Annotated in this window: 12 protein-coding genes, 2 tRNA genes and 1 pseudogene; 7 read left to right on the top strand and 8 right to left on the bottom strand. The window is 51.8% G+C overall.

All coding sequences use genetic code 11. The features are described 5' to 3' along the window. Positions 1-6 precede the first annotated feature (6 nt). On the bottom strand, positions 7-1,923 hold the full coding sequence (locus tag AC4OVU_RS13930; RefSeq protein ID WP_491928711.1) for a site-specific DNA-methyltransferase: 1,917 nt from the start codon (positions 1,921-1,923) through the stop codon (positions 7-9). A gap of 194 nt (positions 1,924-2,117) precedes the next feature. Between AC4OVU_RS13930 and AC4OVU_RS13925 the strand changes: the two genes are divergently transcribed. Next, a complete protein-coding gene (locus AC4OVU_RS13925; protein ID WP_491928803.1) occupies positions 2,118-3,506 on the top strand; it encodes a SpnT protein in 1,389 nt (462 codons plus the stop codon). Positions 3,507-3,552: 46 nt separating this feature from the next. Here AC4OVU_RS13925 and AC4OVU_RS13920 read toward each other — a convergent pair whose 3' ends face one another. Beyond that, a complete protein-coding gene (locus tag AC4OVU_RS13920) occupies positions 3,553-4,827 on the bottom strand; it encodes a tyrosine-type recombinase/integrase (protein ID WP_491928710.1) in 1,275 nt (424 codons plus the stop codon). A 180-nt stretch (positions 4,828-5,007) separates the two neighbouring features. Further along, positions 5,008-5,083: transfer RNA gene (locus AC4OVU_RS13915), tRNA-Asn, on the bottom strand. Positions 5,084-5,309: 226 nt separating this feature from the next. Here AC4OVU_RS13915 and emmdR point away from each other — a divergent pair. Beyond that, entirely contained in the window at positions 5,310-6,728 is a 1,419-nt protein-coding gene (gene emmdR, locus AC4OVU_RS13910) for a multidrug efflux MATE transporter EmmdR (RefSeq protein ID WP_023294986.1), read from the top strand. Between the two features lie 103 nt (positions 6,729-6,831). Continuing rightward, a tRNA-Asn gene (locus AC4OVU_RS13905) sits at positions 6,832-6,907 on the top strand. A 120-nt stretch (positions 6,908-7,027) separates the two neighbouring features. On the opposite strand, the gene AC4OVU_RS13900 is transcribed toward AC4OVU_RS13905, so the two are convergent. Both AC4OVU_RS13900 and shiA read right to left on the bottom strand, forming a co-directional pair. Then, positions 7,028-8,482 (bottom strand): AMP nucleosidase, encoded by a 1,455-nt coding sequence (locus AC4OVU_RS13900; protein ID WP_015572404.1) that lies wholly within the window; start codon positions 8,480-8,482, stop codon positions 7,028-7,030. Positions 8,483-8,558: 76 nt separating this feature from the next. Beyond that, complete coding sequence (gene shiA / locus AC4OVU_RS13895; RefSeq protein WP_110292537.1) at positions 8,559-9,875, bottom strand: shikimate transporter; 1,317 nt, start codon at positions 9,873-9,875, stop codon at positions 8,559-8,561. 256 nt (positions 9,876-10,131) lie between these two features. On the opposite strand from shiA, the gene pagP reads away from it, so the two are divergent. Beyond that, a complete protein-coding gene (gene pagP, locus AC4OVU_RS13890; RefSeq protein WP_491928709.1) occupies positions 10,132-10,707 on the top strand; it encodes a lipid IV(A) palmitoyltransferase PagP in 576 nt (191 codons plus the stop codon). On the opposite strand, the gene AC4OVU_RS13885 is transcribed toward pagP, so the two are convergent. The 3 genes and pseudogenes from AC4OVU_RS13885 to AC4OVU_RS13875 all read right to left on the bottom strand — a co-directional run bounded on the left by AC4OVU_RS13885 (position 10,704) and on the right by AC4OVU_RS13875 (position 15,813). Beyond that, the gene (locus AC4OVU_RS13885; protein ID WP_026080612.1) at positions 10,704-11,627 is read right to left on the bottom strand and encodes an acyltransferase; all 924 of its coding nucleotides are present in this window, start codon (positions 11,625-11,627) and stop codon (positions 10,704-10,706) included. The genes pagP and AC4OVU_RS13885 overlap by 4 nt on opposite strands. Before the next feature lie 38 nt (positions 11,628-11,665). Further along, positions 11,666-14,728, bottom strand: a pseudogene (locus AC4OVU_RS13880) (efflux RND transporter permease subunit). Further along, positions 14,728-15,813: an efflux RND transporter periplasmic adaptor subunit gene (locus AC4OVU_RS13875; RefSeq protein ID WP_181419216.1), complete on the bottom strand. Its 1,086-nt coding sequence runs from the start codon at positions 15,811-15,813 to the stop codon at positions 14,728-14,730. Before AC4OVU_RS13875 ends, AC4OVU_RS13880 begins: the two are co-directional and overlap by 1 nt. A 474-nt stretch (positions 15,814-16,287) precedes the next feature. On the opposite strand from AC4OVU_RS13875, the gene AC4OVU_RS13870 reads away from it, so the two are divergent. The 3 genes from AC4OVU_RS13870 (at position 16,288) to ldtA (ending at position 20,455) form a co-directional block, all read left to right on the top strand. Next, positions 16,288-16,719 (top strand): universal stress protein, encoded by a 432-nt coding sequence (locus AC4OVU_RS13870; RefSeq protein WP_045341309.1) that lies wholly within the window; start codon positions 16,288-16,290, stop codon positions 16,717-16,719. Between the two features lie 47 nt (positions 16,720-16,766). Then, the gene (locus AC4OVU_RS13865) at positions 16,767-19,460 is read left to right on the top strand and encodes a cation-transporting P-type ATPase (RefSeq protein WP_110292536.1); all 2,694 of its coding nucleotides are present in this window, start codon (positions 16,767-16,769) and stop codon (positions 19,458-19,460) included. Between the two features lie 62 nt (positions 19,461-19,522). Continuing rightward, positions 19,523-20,455 (top strand): L,D-transpeptidase, encoded by a 933-nt coding sequence (gene ldtA / locus AC4OVU_RS13860; protein ID WP_058689056.1) that lies wholly within the window; start codon positions 19,523-19,525, stop codon positions 20,453-20,455. Positions 20,456-20,995 lie beyond the last annotated feature (540 nt).

Here is a 20,995-nt window from a genome sequence, read left to right as displayed (position 1 = left end):
ATTCCCTTACAGGCTGTGCAGGTTAGTCAGGCCATGCTGTTCCAGAATGGCGCAAAGATTTGTTTTAGCAACGTTATTTTCAAATGCGTCATCAAGGAAATAGCAGACAGTATCTTTGCCAGCTTTCAAACTCTTATGCCAGTCGATGATCCCCTTGGTCAGTTCTTCTACTGAAGATGCAGGGATTTGTTTAGCAAAGCAGGTAAACAATTTGCCACCGTCAACGCAAGAAACGGTTAATCCATCAAACTGACGGATTTCAATGTTTACACTCAAGTCAATGCCACGCTTTAGCATTAACTCTGTGAGCAAATCTTCTTCACTACGGCCTTCAAGGATTGGGCTTACATAGGCATCTATCTGTTCTGAAAGGGTTTCTGCTGTGGCTTCCCACGGACGGATATTAGATGTATCGAGTTTGAAAACACGAAAACCAACATCACCATTCCAGTCGGGGTTTTCTTCACGAACTTTTTTACCTGCACGGCGGAGACGTTCTTTAGTAAGTTCACTTATTGTTGGCTTGAGATTGTTTTTTATACAAAAAGAGTATGAGGCTTTCTGCTCACGATTACTTTCTAATAATACTTCAGGAAGTTGTACAATTATACTTTTGCGAGAAATACTATCTTCCTTATTTTGTTCAAAAATAGCATGCGCTGTTGTTCCTGAACCCGCAAAAAAATCCAAAATAATATCATCGCTTTTGTTTGATGATAGTTGAATTATTCTTCTTAACAATTTCAGTGGCTTTGGTGTGTCAAATACTTGCTCACCAGAAAATAGTTCCTTTATTTCATTCGTCGCTTGTTGAGTATGACCTACATCGCCATAATTCCAGATGGATCTTGGAACAACGTCATCCATTTCTGAAAGATATAGTTTTATACGCGGGAATTTTGCAAGTCCATCAACCCCCCAATATAAGCGTTTTTCGCTTATATATTTTTCAGTTATATCCTTTGAGTATTTCCATACCGCTGTTTCTTTAGGCCATATCTCTTCCATAGTATTTGGATTTACTATTGGGTAATAAAGGTTCGGCCTCTCATACATGCTTTTATTACATGTGTACGTTGCAGAATTCCATTCTCCTTTAGGATCATGGTCAGGGTTCTTATAATAAGATAGCTGATCGCCAGTGCGTTTAAGCTTTTTGGGTCTCCAAATGTCTTTATTCTTTGCATATACTAAAATAAAATCATGATCCGAACTAAACCATTTAGCATCATTTGCAGGTGATACTTTCTTTTGCCAACATATAGACGTGATTTTATTTTCTTCTCCGAATACATTATTCAACAAATGTTCTAAATTCGAGGCTTCTGTTCCATCTATGGATAGAAAAATAACCCCATCTTGAGCCAACAAGTTTTTGGCTAAAATAAGTCGTGGATACATCATATTCAGCCAATCAGTATGATAACGTCCACTGGTTTCTGTATTCGAACTTATGCGTACGCCTTCATCTGTTTGCCCCGTTATTTCAAGATAATTCTTCATGTTATCTTGAAAATTATCCGGGTAAACAAAATCCTTTCCTGTATTATAAGGAGGGTCAATAAATATTAGCTTTACTCTATTTACATAACTTTTTTGAAGAAGCTTTAAAACTTCAAGGTTATCACCCTCGATCACGATGTTTTTGGTGTTGTCCCAATCAACGCTTTCATCTTTACATGGGCGTAAGGTTCCACGGGAAGGGGTAAGAGCAAGCTGACGAGCCTGACGCTTACCATGCCAGTTCAGGCCATAGCGTTCTTCTTTGTCGTCTACATTCTCACCCAAAAGCTGCTTTAAAACCTCAAAATCAACACTGTCTTCATTAAAAGCTTCAGGAAACAATGATTTAAGCTTGGTGATGTTATCAGCAGTGATATTCATTGATTGCAGTTCGGGCATTTCAGGCGAAAGTTTGTTCATTGACCATTCCACGTATCTGTATCAGGTTACTGTGTGATGGGGGATATTTTACGGTAAATAGTGCATTTCATCAATGAACAGCGTGCTACAGATTTCTTTTTAAATCATTATGTTAATGCTTTTATTGAATGTTCTGTCCTCGTGTTAGTACAATTAGCTTTTCTGCGTCTACCAAACATTATCAGGATGTGATGATGGCTAAACTGAACAAGAAACAACTTGCTTTACTCAAGGAAATGCCTGCCGATCAACTCATGCAAATAATTTGTGATATTGCAGAGAATAATGGTCAGGCAAAATCCTTTATTATTAATAAATATCTGTTAACTCCAGAAGAATCACTGAAAAAGGCTGAGGCTGAATACAAAAGGGTAATTAAAACAAAACGCTTTTATGATTATTATGAAGCAGCGGTTTTTTTTGAGGGGCTATACAGGAATGTCATATTTCCACTTGAAAAGACGGTATCAACGCTGCCTGAAAAAACCGAGGCGTTTTGCCATGATTTACTGCTCTCATTTGATAAAATCAGCGAAATTGCTGATACATCAGATGGATCATGGATGGACTATTATAATGGTGCTGTCGAAACATGGTTAAAATCCCTGTCCCTACAAAAAGACAAAAGCATTGATGTTATAGCGGATAAAATACTTTCCGTGCTTAAAGGTGATGTATATTTTAACTTTGATATTTTTGATAAGTATAAAAAAGATCTGGGATACAATGTTATTCGTGCTTTAAGGGAAAGTCTTCTTAAGACAGGTGATGTTAATTATGCTGTTGAGTTAAGTCTGTATATCAGGGATGTTGATTTCATCAGGCAATGCTTTGAGAAAAGAAAACTGAACCAGCCAGAATACATCATTAAGTTTGCTGAGTTGCTGGTTGATGAACTGTGTACTGAGGAAGCCATTCAGGTTCTCAATAAAATCAAAGAAGATAAATCAGTTGATCAGGCAGGGCTTCGTGATAAATGGACTGAGGTGTTGGCTCTGGCGTTGATTGAAGAAGGTGAGATTCAGCAGGCAAAAACAATTTGTATAGACGGATTTAAGAACAGGTGTGATGTTATTTTTTATAATATCTATAATCGGGTGGAGAAAAATAATGACTCACTGGATTTGTTCTCTGGCATAGCAAAGAAAAAAGGCTTTCCGTTTGTTATTCTTTTCTTGTCCGGGACAGATAGTTATGGAAAACTTGATTCTGAAGTCATTAATGCGAGTGAAAATGAAATCGCAGAGATGATGTCTTTATTACGCGGTTCTTTTGTTCGTACCTTATCGAGTGAACTTTACAGGCATGGTTATGCATGTTCTGCAACTCTGCTCCGTAGAGTGCTGGCAGAGGACAGTATCAGTCGTTCTCAGAGTAAATACTACACCTATGCAGCATCTGATATGAAAAAAAGCATTGATTACAGTAAAGATATTACATGGACTGAAAAAATCCCTTCTACAGAAGAGTATTTAAAATCCCTGTTTATTGAGCACAAAAGAAAATACGCACTCTGGGAAATAATGCTGGAAAAAATCGCTGGTTTAGTGATAGAGAAAGATTCAGTATCATATTCAGCATAGAGTGTAATTAAGCATGAAGTTGAAAGGCCGCGAACGGCCTTTCCCTTTATTTATTTGAAGCAAACTCAAACGGCCTGACCATATCGTTGCTGTTAGCATCAAGGAAATCAGCCCACCACTGAAGCATCAGGCGGCGCTGTTCAAGGTGTTTAGCCTTGTGGGTATAAGCTGCCCGGACACTGTTGCTTTCCTTATGGCTCATCTGAAGCTCTACAGCGTCTTCTGACCATAAACCGGACTCAATCAAGGCACTACAGGCCAGAGTGCGGAAACCGTGTCCACAGATGTCCTGCTTCGTGTTATATCCCATATTACGCAGGGCTTTGTTGATGGTGTTTTCACTCATGGGTTTAAACGAGTCATAACAGCCAGTGAAGATTAATCCATCATCATGGCCTTCTTCATAAGTCAGTTGTCGGATCTCTTTTAGTATCCTCATAGCTTGCTTACAAAGGGGAACGAAGTGCTTACGCTTCATTTTGGCACCACGAGTCGAATGTTTGACGTTTTCAATTGCTTCACGCTGTTCGGGTATCACCCATAACTTACTTTTGAAATCAATTTCAGACCAGCGAGCGAAACGAAGCTCACTGGAACGAATGAAAATCATCAGATTGAGCTGTATTGCCAGTATGGTTAACCTGCGGCCTTTGTATTCGGCAATTTTGTTCAGTAGCTGGGGTATTTCTTCCAGCTCAAGTGCAGGGCGGTGTTCAGTTTGTGGTTTCTGAACTGCACCTTCCATATCATAGGCTGGGTTATGGCGTATCAGCTTTTGCTGGACGGCATGACGCAGGATTGCCGTAATGTATTGTTGAATGCGCATGGCAACTTCAAGATAACCAAGAGCCTCCACCTTTTTCACCGGAACCAGCAGATCACCTGTATCCAGTTCGGCAACATCTTTGTCACCGATTACCGGGAAGACATAAGTTTCAAGGCGCTTCCATACGGCATCACCATAATCATCAGACCATTTTTTTTTCGTGGCGAACCACGCTTTGGCTACTGTTCTGAAGGAGCGTGTATTATCACGTTTGGCTTTAAGCTCTTTAACCTCTGCCTGTTTCTTTGCATTAGGGTCAATACCCTGAGCCAGAAGCCTTCTGGCCTCGTCACGGCGTTGTCTTGCGTCAGAAAGAGAAACTGCAGGGTAAACACCAATAGAGAAGAGTTTTTGTTTCCCTTCGAAGCGGTAAGCCATTTGCCAGTATTTCGAACCTTTAGGGGTAACACGAAGGAACATACCAAAGCCATCAGTAAGCTTGTATTCCTTCTCAAGGGGTTTTGCATTTTTTGCTTTAATATCAGTCAGTGACATGAAAACACCCCCTCATTTGTTGGTAAAAGGGAAATCGAACCAGCATTACCAGCATTTTTACCATCAAAATGATATGGCTTCGAGTGGTTTTTAGTGAACGAGGGTGAACGACTGAGAGGGGATAACCAATTGATAGAAATGCAGAAAGCAGACGTTAGTGAACGTCTGCTTTCTTGAAAATGGCTCCTCTGACTGGACTCGAACCAGTGACATACGGATTAACAGTCCGCCGTTCTACCGACTGAACTACAGAGGAATCGTTGTGGAGGCTTATCTTAGCGGCGAAAAAACTTTTGTCAAACCTGATCTCAGGCAAAAGCGTTTGTTTGATGATTCTGTCGTCATTTTGTTGTAAATCCAAACATAATTTTATGGAAAATACTTTGCAGGATACGCATTTCTGCCCCATCATTTGAAATGGAGTTTCAACTTTCTCGCTAAGGTCCATTTTGAACGTCACCGCACCCCTACGCCAGGCGATTATGCGCACGCCCTGGTATGCAAAACGTAAGAGTTATCGAGTTCTCTTCTGGCGTGAAATCACCCCCCTTGCCGTGCCTATTTTCCTGGAGAATACCTGCGTCCTGTTGATGGGCGTGTTGAGCACCTTTCTGGTGAGCTGGCTCGGTAAAGAAGCCATGGCCGGGGTAGGGCTGGCGGACAGTTTCAACATGGTTGTGATGTCCTTCTTTGCCGCTATCGATCTCGGTACGACGGTGGTGGTGGCGTTTAGCCTGGGCAAGCTTGATCCGAAGCGTGCCCGCGAAGCGGCCAGACAGTCGCTGATGATCATGACCCTCTTTTCGATCATCCTTGCGGCGGTTATCCATTATTACGGCAAAGAAATTATCGACATTGTCGCGGGAGAAGCGACCAGCGAGGTGAAGGATCTGGCTCTCACCTACCTGGAAATGACGGTGCTGAGTTATCCGGCAGCTGCCATCGCGCTGATTGGTAGCGGTGCGCTTCGTGGAGCAGGAAATACCAAAATTCCGCTGCTGATCAACGGCGGCATGAACATCCTGAATATCATTATCAGCAGCGTTTTGATTTACGGCGTCTTTTCCTGGGAGGGGCTGGGCTTTGTCGGCGCGGGTTTAGGGCTGACCATTTCCCGCTATATTGGTGCGGCGGCGATAATTGGCGTACTGATGGCGGGAATTACGCCATCGTTGCGCCTGACGCTGAAAAGCTATTTCCGTCCGCTTAACTTCGCCATTATCTGGGAAGTGATGGGGATCGGGATTCCGGCCAGCATCGAATCCGTGTTGTTTAACGGTGGGAAACTGCTGACGCAGATGTTTGTTGCCGGGATGGGAACAGACGTCATCGCCGGCAACTTTATTGCCTTCTCCATCGCCTCGCTCATTAACCTGCCGGGAAACGCGCTGGGGTCGGCGTCGACGATCATCACCGGCAGACGCCTCGGAAAGGGGCAGATAGGGCAGGCGGAACGGCAACTTCGGCACGTCTTCTGGCTTTCAACTATTGGACTGACGGCGATTGCGTGGGGAACTGCGCCTTTTGCCGGGCTGATGGCCTCGTTCTATACGCATGAAAATGACGTGAAAGAGGTCGTGAAGGTGCTCATTTGGCTCAACGCGGCGTTTATGCCAATTTGGGCCGCGTCCTGGGTACTTCCTGCCGGGCTGAAAGGGGCGCGCGATGCCCGGTTTGCGATGTGGGTCTCCATGCTCGGCATGTGGGGCTGTCGCGTTGTGGCGGGCTACACGCTGGGGGTAATGTTGGGTATGGGCGTTGTCGGCGTCTGGCTGGGGATGTTCCTTGACTGGGCCGTGCGCGGGGCGCTGTTCTACTGGCGCATGGTGAGCGGGCGCTGGCTGTGGAAATATCCGCGAAAAAAACCGGAGCAGGAGGTTTCGGAAACGGCAAGTGCCTGACAAATGTGCGAAGTGGAGAATAAATCGGCAAACGATTGAAAATCTGCATTCACCCTTTGACATCCTCAGAGCGCATCGATAATATGCGCCCCGTTCACACGATTCCTCTGTAGTTCAGTCGGTAGAACGGCGGACTGTTAATCCGTATGTCACTGGTTCGAGTCCAGTCAGAGGAGCCAAATTTGAAAAGCCTGCTTTTAAAGCAGGCTTTTTGCTTTTCTGCGTTCGGTCAGTTTGTCGGGTGGCGCTCCGCTTACCCGACCTACGGAATCCCAGGCCGGGTGAGTGGGTCCTTGTTATCAGCGGAACGGTGGCTCATTAAAGGTGCGCAGCTTGCGGGAATGCAGTTTGTCGCCCTCTGCACGCAGTAAATCGATAGCGCGAATACCAATCTGAAGATGCTCTGAGATCGCCCCTTCGTAGAAACGGTTCGCCTGGCCCGGCAGTTTGATCTCGCCGTGCAGCGGTTTATCGGACACGCACAGCAGCGTGCCGTAAGGGACGCGGAAGCGATAGCCCTGCGCGGCAATGGTGGCGCTTTCCATATCGATTGCGACCGCACGGCTGAGATTGAAACGCAGGGCGGAGGCGGAATAGCGCAGCTCCCAGTTACGATCGTCGGTGGTGACGACCGTACCGGTACGCAGGCGCTGCTTCACCTCTTCACCCGGCATGCCGCTCACCTCTTTGGTGGCGTCGTACAGGGCGCGCTGCACTTCCGCGATACTCGGGATAGGAATATCCGGCGGCAGAACCGCGTCAAGGACATGGTCGTCACGCAAATAAGCGTGGGCGAGGACGTAATCGCCAATCAGCTGACTTTCACGCAGGCCGCCGCAGTGGCCGATCATCAGCCAGACGTCCGGGCGCAGTACCGCCAGATGGTCGCAGATGGTTTTCGCATTCGACGGGCCAACGCCGATGTTAATCAGCGTAATGCCCTGACCGTCGGCGGTGATCAGGTGCCAGGCTGGCATCTGGTGCTTTTTCCACGCCAGGTCGGAGATGGCCTCTTCCGGTGCTTCGGTTTCGGCGGTGATCCAGATCCCGCCCGCGCAGGAGAGGGCGATGTAAGGGCTGTCCGGATCGAGGATCTGGCTACAGCCCCAGCGGACAAATTCGTCCACATAGCGGGTGTAATTGGTAAACAACACGAACGGCTGGAAATGTTCGGCTGGGGTGCCGGTGTAGTGGCGCAGGCGTGCCAGCGAGAAATCGACACGGCGGGCATCAAAGTGCGACAGCGGTGAAAACTCTGCCGGGTGATAGATCCCGTCCGCCGTCTCATCGCCAATCTGCGACAGCTCAGTGGTCGGGAAGTGGCGGGTCAGCCCCGCGCTCATGGAGCGATCCAGCGTCAGCGCTGAACCGTCTATCACGTACGGGTAAGGGATCTCGTGCAGGGACGGTTCAACGCTGATATGCGCGCCGTAATCCTGATACAGCAGGGTAAGCTGCTCTTCCAGGTAGGGGCGGAACAGCGCAGGTCGCGTGATGGTCGTGCTGTAACAGCCGGAGTGGGTGAAACGCGCATAGGCGCGGGTTTTCGGATTGCTGCTGGCGCTGCCGTCCCAGGTGACAGAGAGCGATGGATAAACAAAAAGGCCCTGGGTTCTGGCCTTTTCATCGGGAAGTTTCCCTGTTTCGATATAGTCACTGATGGCGCTGCGCAGTGCATTGACGGACTGTTCATACAGCGCGTCGAGTTTTTCCAGCGCCTGAGCCGGGGTCAGGCTGGAGCCCTTATTATTCATGTCTGTCTCCTTGTTCCACAGGTGTGCGGCTTTACCCGATAGTATGTCACACGCCTGTGAAACAAAAGTGAGGAGATCAGCTGTGCGCGGTTTCCTTCATCAACAGGGCGGTGGCGGCAGAAAGCAGGCAACCCGCCAGCAGATAAATCGCCACGCTGTGCCAGTTACCGCCGGAAAACGTCACCAGCGCGGCGGCGATAAACGGTGTAAACCCGCCGCCGACCACGCTCGCCACCTGATATCCCACGCCCGCGCCGCTGTAACGGTAGCTTGCGCCAAACAGCTCGGTAAACATTGGCTGCTGCACGCAGACCACCATATCGTGAGCGATGTTCGCAAGCATGATCGCGAAGAAGACAATCCAGAAGACCGACTGTGCCTCCAGCGCCATAAAGAACGGCCAGGCGCTGAGTGTGCCGATGAGCGCCCCGGTGATATACACCCGTCGACGGCCAAAGCGATCCGCCAGCCAGGCGAAGCAGGGGATGGTCAGGCAGCTGATCCCGCCCACCACCAGGCCAATATTCAGGAACAATTCCCGCGGCAGGCCGAGGTTTTGCGTGGAATAGTTCAGGGCAAAGGCGGTGACGATATACATCGTCAGCAGTTCGCACAGGCGCAGGGCAATGATTTTCAGAAAAGCGCCAGGGTGCTGCACCAGCGCTTCCATCACCGGCAGCCGTTTTTTCGCGACCGGTTTTTCGCGCTGCTGCCGCTCAAACTCAGCTGACTCTTCCATGCCGTTACGGATCCACAGGGCCACCACGACCAGCACAATGCTGAAGATAAACGGAATACGCCAGCCCCAGCTCAGGAACTGCTCGTCTGTCGTGAGCTGGCTTATTAGCGACACCAGGCCCGTGGAGAGCAGCAGACCCACGCCATAACCCACCTGCACGCCGCTGCTGTAAAACGCTTTCTTATTCTTCGGCGCGCTTTCCACGGACAGCAATGCCGCGCCGCCCCATTCGCCGCCGACGGCAAAGCCCTGAATGGCGCGCAGCGTCACCAGCAACACCGGGGCCCACCAGCCAATCAAGGCAAAGGAGGGCAAAATACCGATCAGCGCGGTGGCAATACCCATCATCCAGACGGTGAGCATCAGCATACGTTTCCGGCCAAGGCGGTCACCGAAGTGGCCGAAAATTATCCCGCCCAGAGGACGAAACAGAAAACCGACGCCGAAGGTGGCAAATGCAGCAAGCGTGCCCATGGCGGGGCTGATCTGGGGAAAGAATTCACGGTTAAAGACCAGCGCAGCGGTAATACCGTAGAGCAGAAAGTCATACCAGTCGACGACGGCGCCTGCAAAGCTACCTAAAGCGGCGCGGCGGGCGCGGTTAAGCGAAGGTGTCTCCTCGTTGCGGCGAGCGGAGATAAGGGTGGAGTCCATAGTTGTCCTGTCTGTACTGATTTTTAATTATTGGTATAAGAAAAGGTCACTCACATCGCGGCCGTCATATTGACGGAATGTATGAGACTACCGCGACAGGCGGCCTGAGAAAACGTTTTTATCTTTCCTGAAAGCGCAGAATAAATAAATTTCATCTTATCGGGCGACAACATAAATCAGCCTGTTTGGTTCCGGTTAGGGCTGAATGGTTTACAGTAATAACGATCGCTGCGTGACGTAAGCTGAGGGTATAACGATGCAACGCCTCTTTCCTGCACTGTGGGTAGTCCTGGTTTTAGTCGTATCTCCGCTGCATGCGGAGCCGAAAGTCTATGGCGAACAGCGTATTCACCGCTGGTGGGATGCAGTAACGGACGATATTGCGCAAACCTGGGAACAGCCGGATCGTTACGATCTCTACCTTCCGTTTCTGAGCTGGCATGCTCGATTCATGTATGACAAAGAGAAAACGGACAACTACAACGAAATGCCGTGGGGCGGGGGGCTGGGCGTGTCCCGCTACAACGACGAGGGCAACTGGAGCGCGCTCTTTGCCATGATGTTCAAAGATTCACATAACGAATGGCAGCCTGCGATGGGCTACGGCTGGGAGAAAGGCTGGTATCTGGATAACGCAAAAGATTTCCGTCTGGGGCTGGGGGCCGCTGCGGGGATCACGGCACGCGACGACTTTGCCAACTATGTCCAGCTGCCGTTTATCTTCCCGCTTTTCTCTGCCGGATATAAGCGCGTCACCGTCCAGTTCACCTATATTCCCGGGACCTACAACAACGGCAACGTGCTGTTTGCCTGGCTGCGCCTGGGCTTTTAGAGGGTGATCACTTTTTTGGCCACTGCGTTGGACAGGATCAGCAGCGAAAACAGGACCGACGTAACAAACGTAAGCACAATCAGAGCAAGTTTGGTGCTCAGGGACGTCACCGGAATGAGCGCGGTCAGCAGGTGAAACACCGAGTAGTGCATAATATAGACCCCGGTCATGGTTTTGCTAATGGCGGCCAGCACGGACTCTTTAAACTCCGCATTGCGGCGAAACCGCACGCCGTTGGCCGCAATCACCAGGGCAATAATCAGAATGTAGATTTGCGATCCGGTGAGAATAAAGGCGTTTCTGTCTGCTTTAAATAGCGCAAAAAAGAAGTGCCGTTCGTAAAACCACGTGAAGAGATAAATAAACGGTATGGCGATGACCGCTGCCCTGACCACATTTTTGCGGCCGATCCACGCCGCGATCTGCGGATCGCAAAAGAGCTGCCCCGTCAGATAAAACAGCAGCCACGTCCACAGGCGATACTGCGGCGACAATGAAAGGACATGGGCATCAGGATAGAGGGCTGACAGTAAATCGTACCCGTATGAGAAAAGCAGCAGGGCGGCAATTACCCCGCAAAAGAGCGTTCGTCGCTGGCTGAGCCACTCCACCACCGGGTGAAACGTGTAAATCACGATAAACGCGAACACGAACCAGGGCTGGATCAGATATCCGCGCTGATAGGGCTCCCACAGGTAGTAAATCGTTACCCAGAACAGAAAGACGATCACCAGGCTTTTGATCTTATCCAGCTGCCAGCGCGTACCGTGTCGGGATTGCCCGTCCAGATACCCTGCAACCACAAAAAATAATGGTGTGGCGATGGTCGAAATGAAGGTTAAGAAACCGAGGATCCAGTGATAGTCATAATCATAATGATCCCAGGTGTTGTAGATGGTGAAAAAGGTAACCGCCGTCATACAGCCCAGCGTCTTGATGATATTCAGCCCTGTCGCATTCATTGTTGTTCAGCTTTGTCCTTACGATGGAAACACGCGTAAATTACGGGGAGTACCAGCAGCGTCAGGATTGTAGCAAACCCAAGCCCAAACATAATCACAACGGCCATGCTCTGGAAGAACACATCCAGCAGCAGAGGGGCGAGGCCGAGTACGGTCGTAAAGGCGGTGAGCAGGATGGGACGCAGGCGCGACGTGGCGGCGTACACGATCGCACTGTGCTGATCCTGCTGCGCTTTCTGCTGTTCTATCTCTTCCACCAGCACAATGCCGTTGCGGATCAGCATCCCGCTCAGGCTCAACAGGCCAATCAACGCCATAAAGCCAAAAGGGATGCCGGTAATTAAAAACCCCGGCGTCACGCCGATCAGCGCCAGCGGCACGGTCAGCCAGATGGCGACGGCGTTTTTCACCGAACTGAACATCAGCACCGTGATCACAAACATCACCAGATAGCCGAGCGGCAGCGTGGTAAATAGCCCCTGCTGCGCTTCGCTGGAGTTCTCCGCGTCACCGCCCCACTCAATGCTGTAGCCGTGGGGCAGGGGCAGGGCATCAATTTACGGCTTCACGCGGGCGAGAATATCGCCGGAGGTTTGCTGGCTTAGCGGGTCAGGGTCGGTCTGCACGGTCAGCACGCGGGAGCGGTCACGGCGAAGGATCAGCGGATCTTCCCACTCCAGCGCGAAGCCGCTGATGACGTTGCTCAGCGGAATATACTGCTGCCGGGTCTGGCTCCAGACCAGAACGTTATTCAGGTGATTGGCGTCCAGCCGCTCGCTTTCCGGCGGGCGCACCACCACGGGCAACAGGTCGCTGCCTTCTCTGTACAGTCCTGCCCGACTGCCGGAGAAATTCATCTCCAGTGCGTTATCGACGTCCTGCTTATCCACGCCAAGCTCACGTCCCAGCGCGGTGACGTACTGCGGGCGGATCACTTTGCTACGATTTTGCCAGTCGTTCCTGACGCTGTCCGTCGCCGGATCGCGCGTAAGGATGTTGTCTACCTGGCTGGCGATCAGACGCAGCCTGTCCGGATCGGGGCCTTTAATACGTATTTCAATGGCGCTGTCGCCGGAGGGGCCAAACATCACCCGCTTCGTGCTGGCGTTAACCTGCGGATAGTTCCGTGCGATGTACGCATCCACGTGGCGGGTCAGGGCGGGGATGTTACGCTGGTCGTCCATTCTCACCATAATTTGCGCATAGTTGCTGTACTGCCGCTGTCCGCTGTAGGTCAAAATAAATCGCATACTTCCCTGACCAATCGTCGAGACCGTAGTTTCCACGCCTGGCTGGCCGTTAATGGTTTTCTCGATATCACCGGTCATCTTCTCGGTCCAGTTAATGTCGGTACCGTAAGGGAGCCAGAGGTCGACAAAGAAAATTGGCGTACTGGAGGAGGGGAAGAAGTTCTGCCGCACCGAGCCAAAGCCCCAGATGGCGGCGGCCAGCAGTGCGGCCATCACTACCAGCGTTGGCGCTTTACGCCGTAACAGCGCGTTGAGCACACCCTGATAGATCCCATAGATGCGTTTGTCATAGGGATCCGTTTTGTCGGCCTTTGGCGGTGCAGCATCTCGTTTAAACAGCCACCACTTAATCAGCACTGGCGTAATGGTGAGGGCTGAGAACCAGCTCAGCATGAGCGAAATCAGCAGAACCTGAAACAGCGACTTACAGTATTCGCCGGTGGAATCCTGCGACAGCCCGACGGGCGCAAAGGCCAGGATGGCAATGACCGTCGCTCCCAGCAGCGGCAGCGCAGAACGGCGAATAATGTCGCTAATGGCGTTCATCAGGGACGAGCCCTGCTGCCGGGCTACCAGTACCCCTTCGACAATAACAATGGCATTGTCGACCAGCATGCTGAGGGCGATGATCAGCGCACCCAGTGAAATGCGCTGTAGTTCAATACCCCAGAGATACATGATCAGCAGCGTGCCCAGCACGTTGAGGGCGAGGGAAAAGGCGATAATGATCCCGCTGCGTAAGCCCATAAAGATCAACAACACGCCGATGACAATCGCCAGCGCCATCAGGAAGTTAATGATAAATCCGTTAACGGAATGCCCGACCTCCGCCGCCTGATCGTAAAACAGGTCGATATGGATACCTGCCGGTTTCTCGGCTGACATCTGCTCTAGCTTCGCCTCCAGGGCATGTCCCACGTCGATCACGTTAACGCCGGGGATAAAGGAGACGCCCATGGTGACGGCTTTTCTGCCGTTGGCATGGTAGATGCTGGCAGGGGACGCATCCAGCCCGCGTGACAGGGTGGCAATATCCCGTAAGCGGGTAGCCGCCCCAACGCCGGGCGGGGTCACGATGAGATCGGCCAGCTCGTCAATACTTTCGAATTCACCGGTAGGATGCAGACGAATTGACTCGGTACCGGAGGGGATCTCTCCCGCGCTGGAGACCACGTTCAGCCTGCTGAGCTGGGCAGAAAGCTGGTTCAGCGTTATCCCGCGCGCGGCCATTTTGCTCAGAGAAATGTCCACGTTAATCTGCTGAGTGAGGGCTCCGCCGATGGCCACTTTGCCCACGCCTGGCACGAGGACCAACTCCCGGCGCAGCTGCTCGGCATACCGGACCAGTTCCGGATTGCTGAATTCATCTCCTGAAATGGCAAAGAAAAAGCCGAACACATCGCCAAAATCGTCATTCACAAACGGAGTCACTACGCCGGGTGGAAACTGTCTGGCGGCATCTCCCACCCGACGACGCAGTTCATCCCAGATTTGCGGCAGTGCATTTGAGTGGTAGCGCGAGGCTATATTGACCGTGATCTGCGACAGGCCGCTGGAGGAGATGGAGCTGACGTTATCCAGATAAGGTAACTGCTGAAGCGCATTTTCCAGCGGCAGGGTGACCTCTTCCTCAACCTGCTGCGCCGACGCGCCCGGATAATGGGTGATCACCACCGCCGTTTTGATGGTAAACGCCGGATCTTCCAGTCTGCCAATGTTCAACAGGGCAATAATGCCGCCTACGCCCAGCAGCAAAATCGTCAGCCAGACGCGAACCGGGTTGCTGATAAACTGACGAGAGATATCCATTACAGTCCCCGTTCACGCGTCCAGATACGTACCGGCTGGTTGGGACGTAGCTCCCCAACGCCTGCGGCCACCACGCGTTCACCGGCCTTAAGCCCACCGACGATGACGACCCCCTCAGCGCTGACTTGCCCCACGCTGACCTTACGATCTTCAAGGTGCAACGTATCGCCTTCGCCCGTCACCACCCAGACATGTGGCTCATTGCGCGGGCGGTTATCCGGGTTAAAGACCGCTTCAACCGGCACTACCAGCGCCTCACTGCCCACACCAGCCGGAAGGTTGGTTAAATTGATGGTGACCGTTCCGCTGACGCCGCCCACGACGGGAAAATCATCCGGGCGGGGCATGGTTAAAATCACCTGCCAGGTCAATGTGTTGCTGTCGCTACTGCCTGAGTGCTCTTTGTACACAGCGGTAAACTCGCGACCGGGCAGGGCATTGATCCTCACTACCGGTTTGTACTGCGCATTGCGAATATCGAAGGTGTTAAACAGGTTCTCTGGAAGGCTGAACACCACGTCCAGCAGATCGGTACGGGTCAAAGTGACGATGGGCTGGCCGGCGGAGACGACCTGATGATTTCGCACATGGACGCTGGCCGCTGTCCCGCTAAAGGGGGCGACGAGCGTCATCTGGCTTAATTCTTCGCGCGCAATCTGTAGCGCGGCGTTTGCTGAATCGCGGTTGGCGCGCTGGACATCCATCTCGGCTTTCGACACGGCCTGGCGTCCCGCCAGGGTCTGGAAGCGGTCGAATTGCCGCTGAGCCAGGGTCGCCGCCGTTTGCCTGTCGTTCAGGCGCTGCCGGGCTTCACGGGCGTTGAGGCTGGCGAGTCGTTGCCCCTGTTTGACAATGGCACCCTGGCGAATGTCCAGGGTCTCAATCTGCCCGGCTCGTTTGAACGCGAGATCCGTGGCGTCGCCGGATTCAATACGGGCGGGAAACACGCGCTGCTGCGCGTTGCCGGCCTTGACCACCTCTGCGACTTTTACCATTTTCGGCAGGGGCGCGGCGCGGTCGGGTTTCGGATCGCACGCCGTCAGCAGCAATAAAACAGCAGGCAGAAGAGAGAGGTAGCGCTTCACAGTATTCCCCTGATAATAATTGTTTTATTTATTTCGTCATCAATGCTGGGGTGGCGCTATTCTGCCAGGGCCGAGACGACCACATAGGTAAATAGACCGATTGCTGTGCTGGCGATAATGGCGAGCGCAATAAACAAACCAAGGCGAATCAGGCTTAAACCGTACATGCATTCCTCCATGAGGTTGAAGGTGGCGCGGGATAAAGAGAATAAACGTGTTGCATGCCTGACTATGAGCATAGTCGGTGAATAAATAAATGTTAAATAACCATTATTAGTGGCGTGACATACTCAGGCGAAACAAGCGTTACGATGGTGTATCTCCTTTGAATAACATCCTGATATTCCTGTGCTACGTTTAATAGCATCCATTCCTTTTTTTCCGTAAAAGGCATTCACGCCTGTACCCATGGGTTTGATGCGATCTCTCCTGATTCACTCACTGTTGTGTTGGTTATAAAAAAGGATGCTTGATATGTATAAAACGATTCTGGTGCCGGTGGATGTATACGAAACAGCATTGTCTGATAAAGCGCTACAGCATGCCCAATTCCTGGCGCAAAGCGCATCGGGTAATGTCCATCTGCTGTACGTTATGCCAAAGTTCTCGGCGGAACTGACCCGCGGTTTTATTGCAGACGCGAGAAAGATGGATGAATATATGTTTAATAATGCTAAAGAAAAACTGGCTGCGCTGGTAAAAAAAATCAACCTGCCGGAAGCAAATGTCCATCTACACGTTCGCAGCGGGAATATACGTGATGAGGTAATCAAACTGGCGGATGAGCTTAACGTCGGTGCGATTATTGTGGGATCGCGTAATCCAAATATTCAAACTCATTTATTAGGGTCAGAGGCGGCGAGTATCGTTCGTTACGCGCATGTTCCTGTTTTCGTTATTCGTTAATGTCATGAAAGCAAGGTGATTTCTGAAAAGAACCTGAGGAAGGAACGATGATAACAGAAAAGCCTCACCGTCCGTATTATCAACAGACCGTTGATGAAACCCTGACAAATATCCAATCCAGCCTCGACGGACTTAGCAGTACAGAAGCCACCGCCAGGCTGGAAAAATACGGTGAAAATGCCTTACCGCAAAAACCGGGTAAACCTGGCTGGCTGCGCTTTCTGGCCCATTTCAACGATGTCCTTATTTACGTCCTTCTGGCGGCGGCGCTGCTGAAGCTGATAATGGGACACTGGGTGGATATGTTTGTCATTCTTGGGGTAGCCATCATTAACGCCCTGATTGGCCATATTCAGGAGAGCAATGCGGAGAAATCGCTGCAAAGTATTCGCAATATGCTCTCCAGCGAGGCTGTGGTCATCCGGCAGGGCAACCATGAAACTATCCCGACGACAGCACTGGTGCCCGGAGATATCGTCGTGATACGCGCCGGGGATCGCATTCCTGCCGATCTTCGCGTGACAGAGGCGCACAATCTGCGGGTGGAAGAAGCTATTCTCACCGGCGAATCCACGGTAGTGGAGAAAAGCAGCGATGCGCTCCACGGGGAGTTGCCGTTAGGCGACCGTTACAACCTGCTTTATTCTGGCACCACCGTCAGCTCCGGCGGCGGAAAAGGGCTGGTGGTGGCGACCGGTGGGGAGACTGAACTCGGCCATATCAACCAGATGATGTCAGACATTGAAAAACACCGTACCCCGTTAATGGTGCAAATGGACAAGCTCGGCAAGACCATTTTTATCACCATTCTGGTGATGATGCTGGCGCTGTTCGTTTTCAGTCTTATCTTCCGTGATATGCCCGTATCAGAGCTGGTGCTGTCGCTGATTAGCCTTGCGGTGGCGGCGGTGCCGGAAGGATTACCGGCCATTATCTCGATCATCCTCTCGCTGGGCGTGCAGGCGATGGCGCGTCGCAAGGCGATTATTCGCAAGCTGCCTACCGTGGAAACGCTGGGGGCGATGACGGTTATCTGCTCGGATAAAACCGGCACCCTGACCATGAATGAGATGACGGTAAAAGCGGTGATTACCGCGGACGCCACCTACCGCGTGGAGGGAGACAGCTACGAGCCGGTAGGCGCGATTCACCCTGTTGACGATCCGACACCGGTCACCGTGACCCCGGGATCTGTGCTGGAGCGCTATCTGCGCACCGTCGATCTCTGTAATGACAGCCAGCTGATCAAAGATGAGCAGGGGCTGTGGAAAATCACCGGCGGGCCAACCGAAGGCGCGCTGAAGGTGCTGGCGGCCAAAATCCCGCTTCCGGCAATTGACGCCGAGTTGCGCAGTAAAATCCCATTTGATTCGCAATATAAATACATGTCCACCCTCTATCGCCTGGGCGACGAAGAGGTGATGTTAATCACCGGTGCGCCGGACGTCCTTTTCCGTCTTTGCCAGCACCAGCAGACCCAAAACGGGCTGGAGCCGTTCAACCTGCACTATTGGGAAGAGAAGATTGAAGAGTATGCGCGCGAGGGATTGCGCATGGTGGCTGCGGCCTGGAAACCGGCTGCCAGCGGGCAGCGCGAGCTGACGCATGCGGATCTGCAAGAAGGGGTCATACTGCTCGGCATTGCGGGCATGATGGATCCCCCGCGCCCGGAAGCCATTTCGGCCATTGCCGACTGCTTGCAGGCGGGTATTCGCGTGAAAATGATTACCGGGGATCATCCACAAACGGCGATGAGCATTGGACAGATGCTGGGTATTGGCAACGCGGCGAGCGCCATCACCGGGCGCGAGCTGGAGGCGATGGACGATCACCAGCTGAGCGAGGCGGCGCAAAAATACGATATCTTTGCCCGCACCAGCCCGGAAGATAAATTCCGCCTGGTGCAGGCGCTGCAAAGTAAGCAGGAAGTGGTAGGAATGACCGGGGACGGGGTGAACGATGCGCCGGCGCTGAAGCGGGCGGATGTCGGCATCGCGATGGGGATCAAAGGTACTGAAGTCACCAAAGAAGCCGCCGATATGGTGTTAACGGATGATAACTTTGCCACCATTGCCCGGGCGGTCCATGAAGGGCGTCGGGTCTACGACAACCTGAAAAAGACCATTTTGTTCGTTATCCCGAGCAACATCGCCCAGGCCTTACTGATCATTATTGCCCTGCTGGCGGGGAACCTGATCCCACTAACGCCGGTACTGATCCTGTGGATGAACATGGCAACCTCGGCAACGCTGTCGTTTGGCCTGGCGTTTGAAGCGGGTGAGAAGGACATCATGAACCGGCCGCCGCGTAAGTCTAACCTGCATGTGATGGACGGTTATGCCATCTGGCGAGTAGTGTTTGTCGGCCTGATGATTGCCATCAGCGCCTTTATGCTGGAGGCCTGGCTGCAACCACGCGGCTACTCACCGGAGTTCATTCGCACCGTGTTGCTGCAAACGCTGGTCACCGCCCAGTGGTTTTATATGCTCAACTGCCGCGTCACCGACGGCTTCTCCCTGAGTAAAGGTCTGCTGGCTAACAAGGGGATATGGATCGTGAGCGGCGTACTTCTGGCCCTTCAGCTTCTGATCATCTATGCGCCGTTCATGCAAATGCTGTTCGGTACCGAAGCGCTACCGTTCCGCTACTGGATCATTACCTTCCTGATTGGGTTTGCGATGTTCATGATTGTTGAAGCAGAAAAAGTCCTTACCCGGAGATGGCGCACGACGAAAAGATGACTGAATGGGTAGGCTAAGCCTGCCCACCGGCAGGCTTTCTCTTTGACTGAGTACAGAACACTATGATTCGATTTGCCTCATTCGTTTTTACGCTTGGTATTCTGGTTCCCGCTGCATCTGCTGTAACCTACCCCCTCCCTCCCGAGGGCAGCCGTCTGGTGGGGGCGCCGATCACCATAACCGTGCCTGAGGGCAATACTCTGCCGCTCGAAGCGTTTGCAACGCAGCACGGACAGGGGTTGAGCAATATGCTGGAAGCCAACCCGGGGGTGGATCCGTTTTTACCGCGAGCCGGAACACAGCTGGTGGTACCCCAGCAGCTTATTCTGCCGCCAACGGTGCGCGAGGGGATTGTGGTGAACGTCGCGGAAATGCGACTTTACTATTATCCACCCGGCAGCAACACGGTTGAGGTGCTGCCTATTGGCATCGGTCAGGCCGGGCGCGAAACGCCGCGTAACTGGGTAACCGCCGTTGAGCGCAAACAGGAAGGCCCAACCTGGTCACCCACGCCAAATACGCGACGCGCTTACGCGAAAGAGGGGAAAACGTTGCCCGCGTTCGTTCCCGCCGGGCCGGATAACCCGATGGGGCTGTATGCCCTCTATATCGGCAGGCTGTACGCGATCCACGGTACCAACTCAAATTTCGGCATTGGTCTGCGCGTCAGCCAGGGCTGCATTCGCCTGCGTAATAACGATATCAAATACCTGTTCGATAACGTTTCGGTGGGGACGAGGGTACAGCTTATCGATCAGCCCTTAAAGGTGACCACCGAGCCGGACGGTAGCCGTTGGGTAGAGGTTCACGAGCCGCTGTCACGCAATCGCGCGGAATTTGAATCGACAAATAAGGTGCCGCTGCCCATTTCAGCCGCACAAAGGACGCAGCTAATTAGTGAAGGGGCGGGCGCTGAGCTGGAACGGCGGTCGGGGATGCCGGTGAAGCTTGCTATGCCCGGTGGCGCTGCGCTTACCGGGCCTACAGGACCGTAGGTCGGGTAAGGCGAAGCCGCCACCCGACAATTTTACCGAACGCAGAATGTAGGTCGGGTAAGCGCAGCGCCACCCGACAAACTGACCGAACGCAGAAAAGCAAAAAGCCTGCTTTAAAAGCAGGCTTTTCAAATTTGGCTCCTCTGACTGGGATCGCCTTTGCCATTAACTGGCTGATTGGTAAGCTAAAGTAAAATTTCTTGGTTGTCAAGACCACCAGAATGACCACCTTTTTACTACTGACTTTTCCTCCCGTCATGCAAGCCAAGTACAATGAACCAGCATATCATCTATACCATATCTGCCTGCATATCCAGACGTAGCTCAGCGGTGAGATATGAACCAATTCGAAGCAAATCAATCAGCAGCAGATATGAATTTTTAACCATATAAAAATATGGGATTAAGTTTCTGACATTTGCATAATGTCAGGTAAAATACGCACTTAACTACCATCACAGTAGTGATTGAGCGTAGCATAATAAGTGTCCGTACCACCTTTCGAATTCAAGCCGCCCCAGAAAGTATTTCACATAGCCC

It is taken from the genome of Enterobacter sp. 6722112 (assembly GCF_058661685.1).
The sequence above is the reverse complement of the archived record's forward strand: the minus strand, read 5'-3'. Positions and strand labels throughout refer to the sequence as shown.

Coding starts and splice junctions, on each gene's coding strand:
- emmdR (WP_023294986.1), top strand. CDS start 5,310: ATGCGCACGCCCTGGTATGCAAAACGTAAGAGTTATCGAGTTCTCTTC.
- AC4OVU_RS13885 (WP_026080612.1), bottom strand. CDS start 11,627: ATGACGGCGGTTACCTTTTTCACCATCTACAACACCTGGGATCATTAT.
- AC4OVU_RS13870 (WP_045341309.1), top strand. CDS start 16,288: ATGTATAAAACGATTCTGGTGCCGGTGGATGTATACGAAACAGCATTG.
- ldtA (WP_058689056.1), top strand. CDS start 19,523: ATGATTCGATTTGCCTCATTCGTTTTTACGCTTGGTATTCTGGTTCCC.
- shiA (WP_110292537.1), bottom strand. CDS start 9,875: ATGGACTCCACCCTTATCTCCGCTCGCCGCAACGAGGAGACACCTTCG.
- AC4OVU_RS13920 (WP_491928710.1), bottom strand. CDS start 4,827: ATGTCACTGACTGATATTAAAGCAAAAAATGCAAAACCCCTTGAGAAG.
- pagP (WP_491928709.1), top strand. CDS start 10,132: ATGCAACGCCTCTTTCCTGCACTGTGGGTAGTCCTGGTTTTAGTCGTA.
- AC4OVU_RS13930 (WP_491928711.1), bottom strand. CDS start 1,923: ATGAACAAACTTTCGCCTGAAATGCCCGAACTGCAATCAATGAATATC.
- AC4OVU_RS13900 (WP_015572404.1), bottom strand. CDS start 8,482: ATGAATAATAAGGGCTCCAGCCTGACCCCGGCTCAGGCGCTGGAAAAA.
- AC4OVU_RS13865 (WP_110292536.1), top strand. CDS start 16,767: ATGATAACAGAAAAGCCTCACCGTCCGTATTATCAACAGACCGTTGAT.
- AC4OVU_RS13925 (WP_491928803.1), top strand. CDS start 2,118: ATGGCTAAACTGAACAAGAAACAACTTGCTTTACTCAAGGAAATGCCT.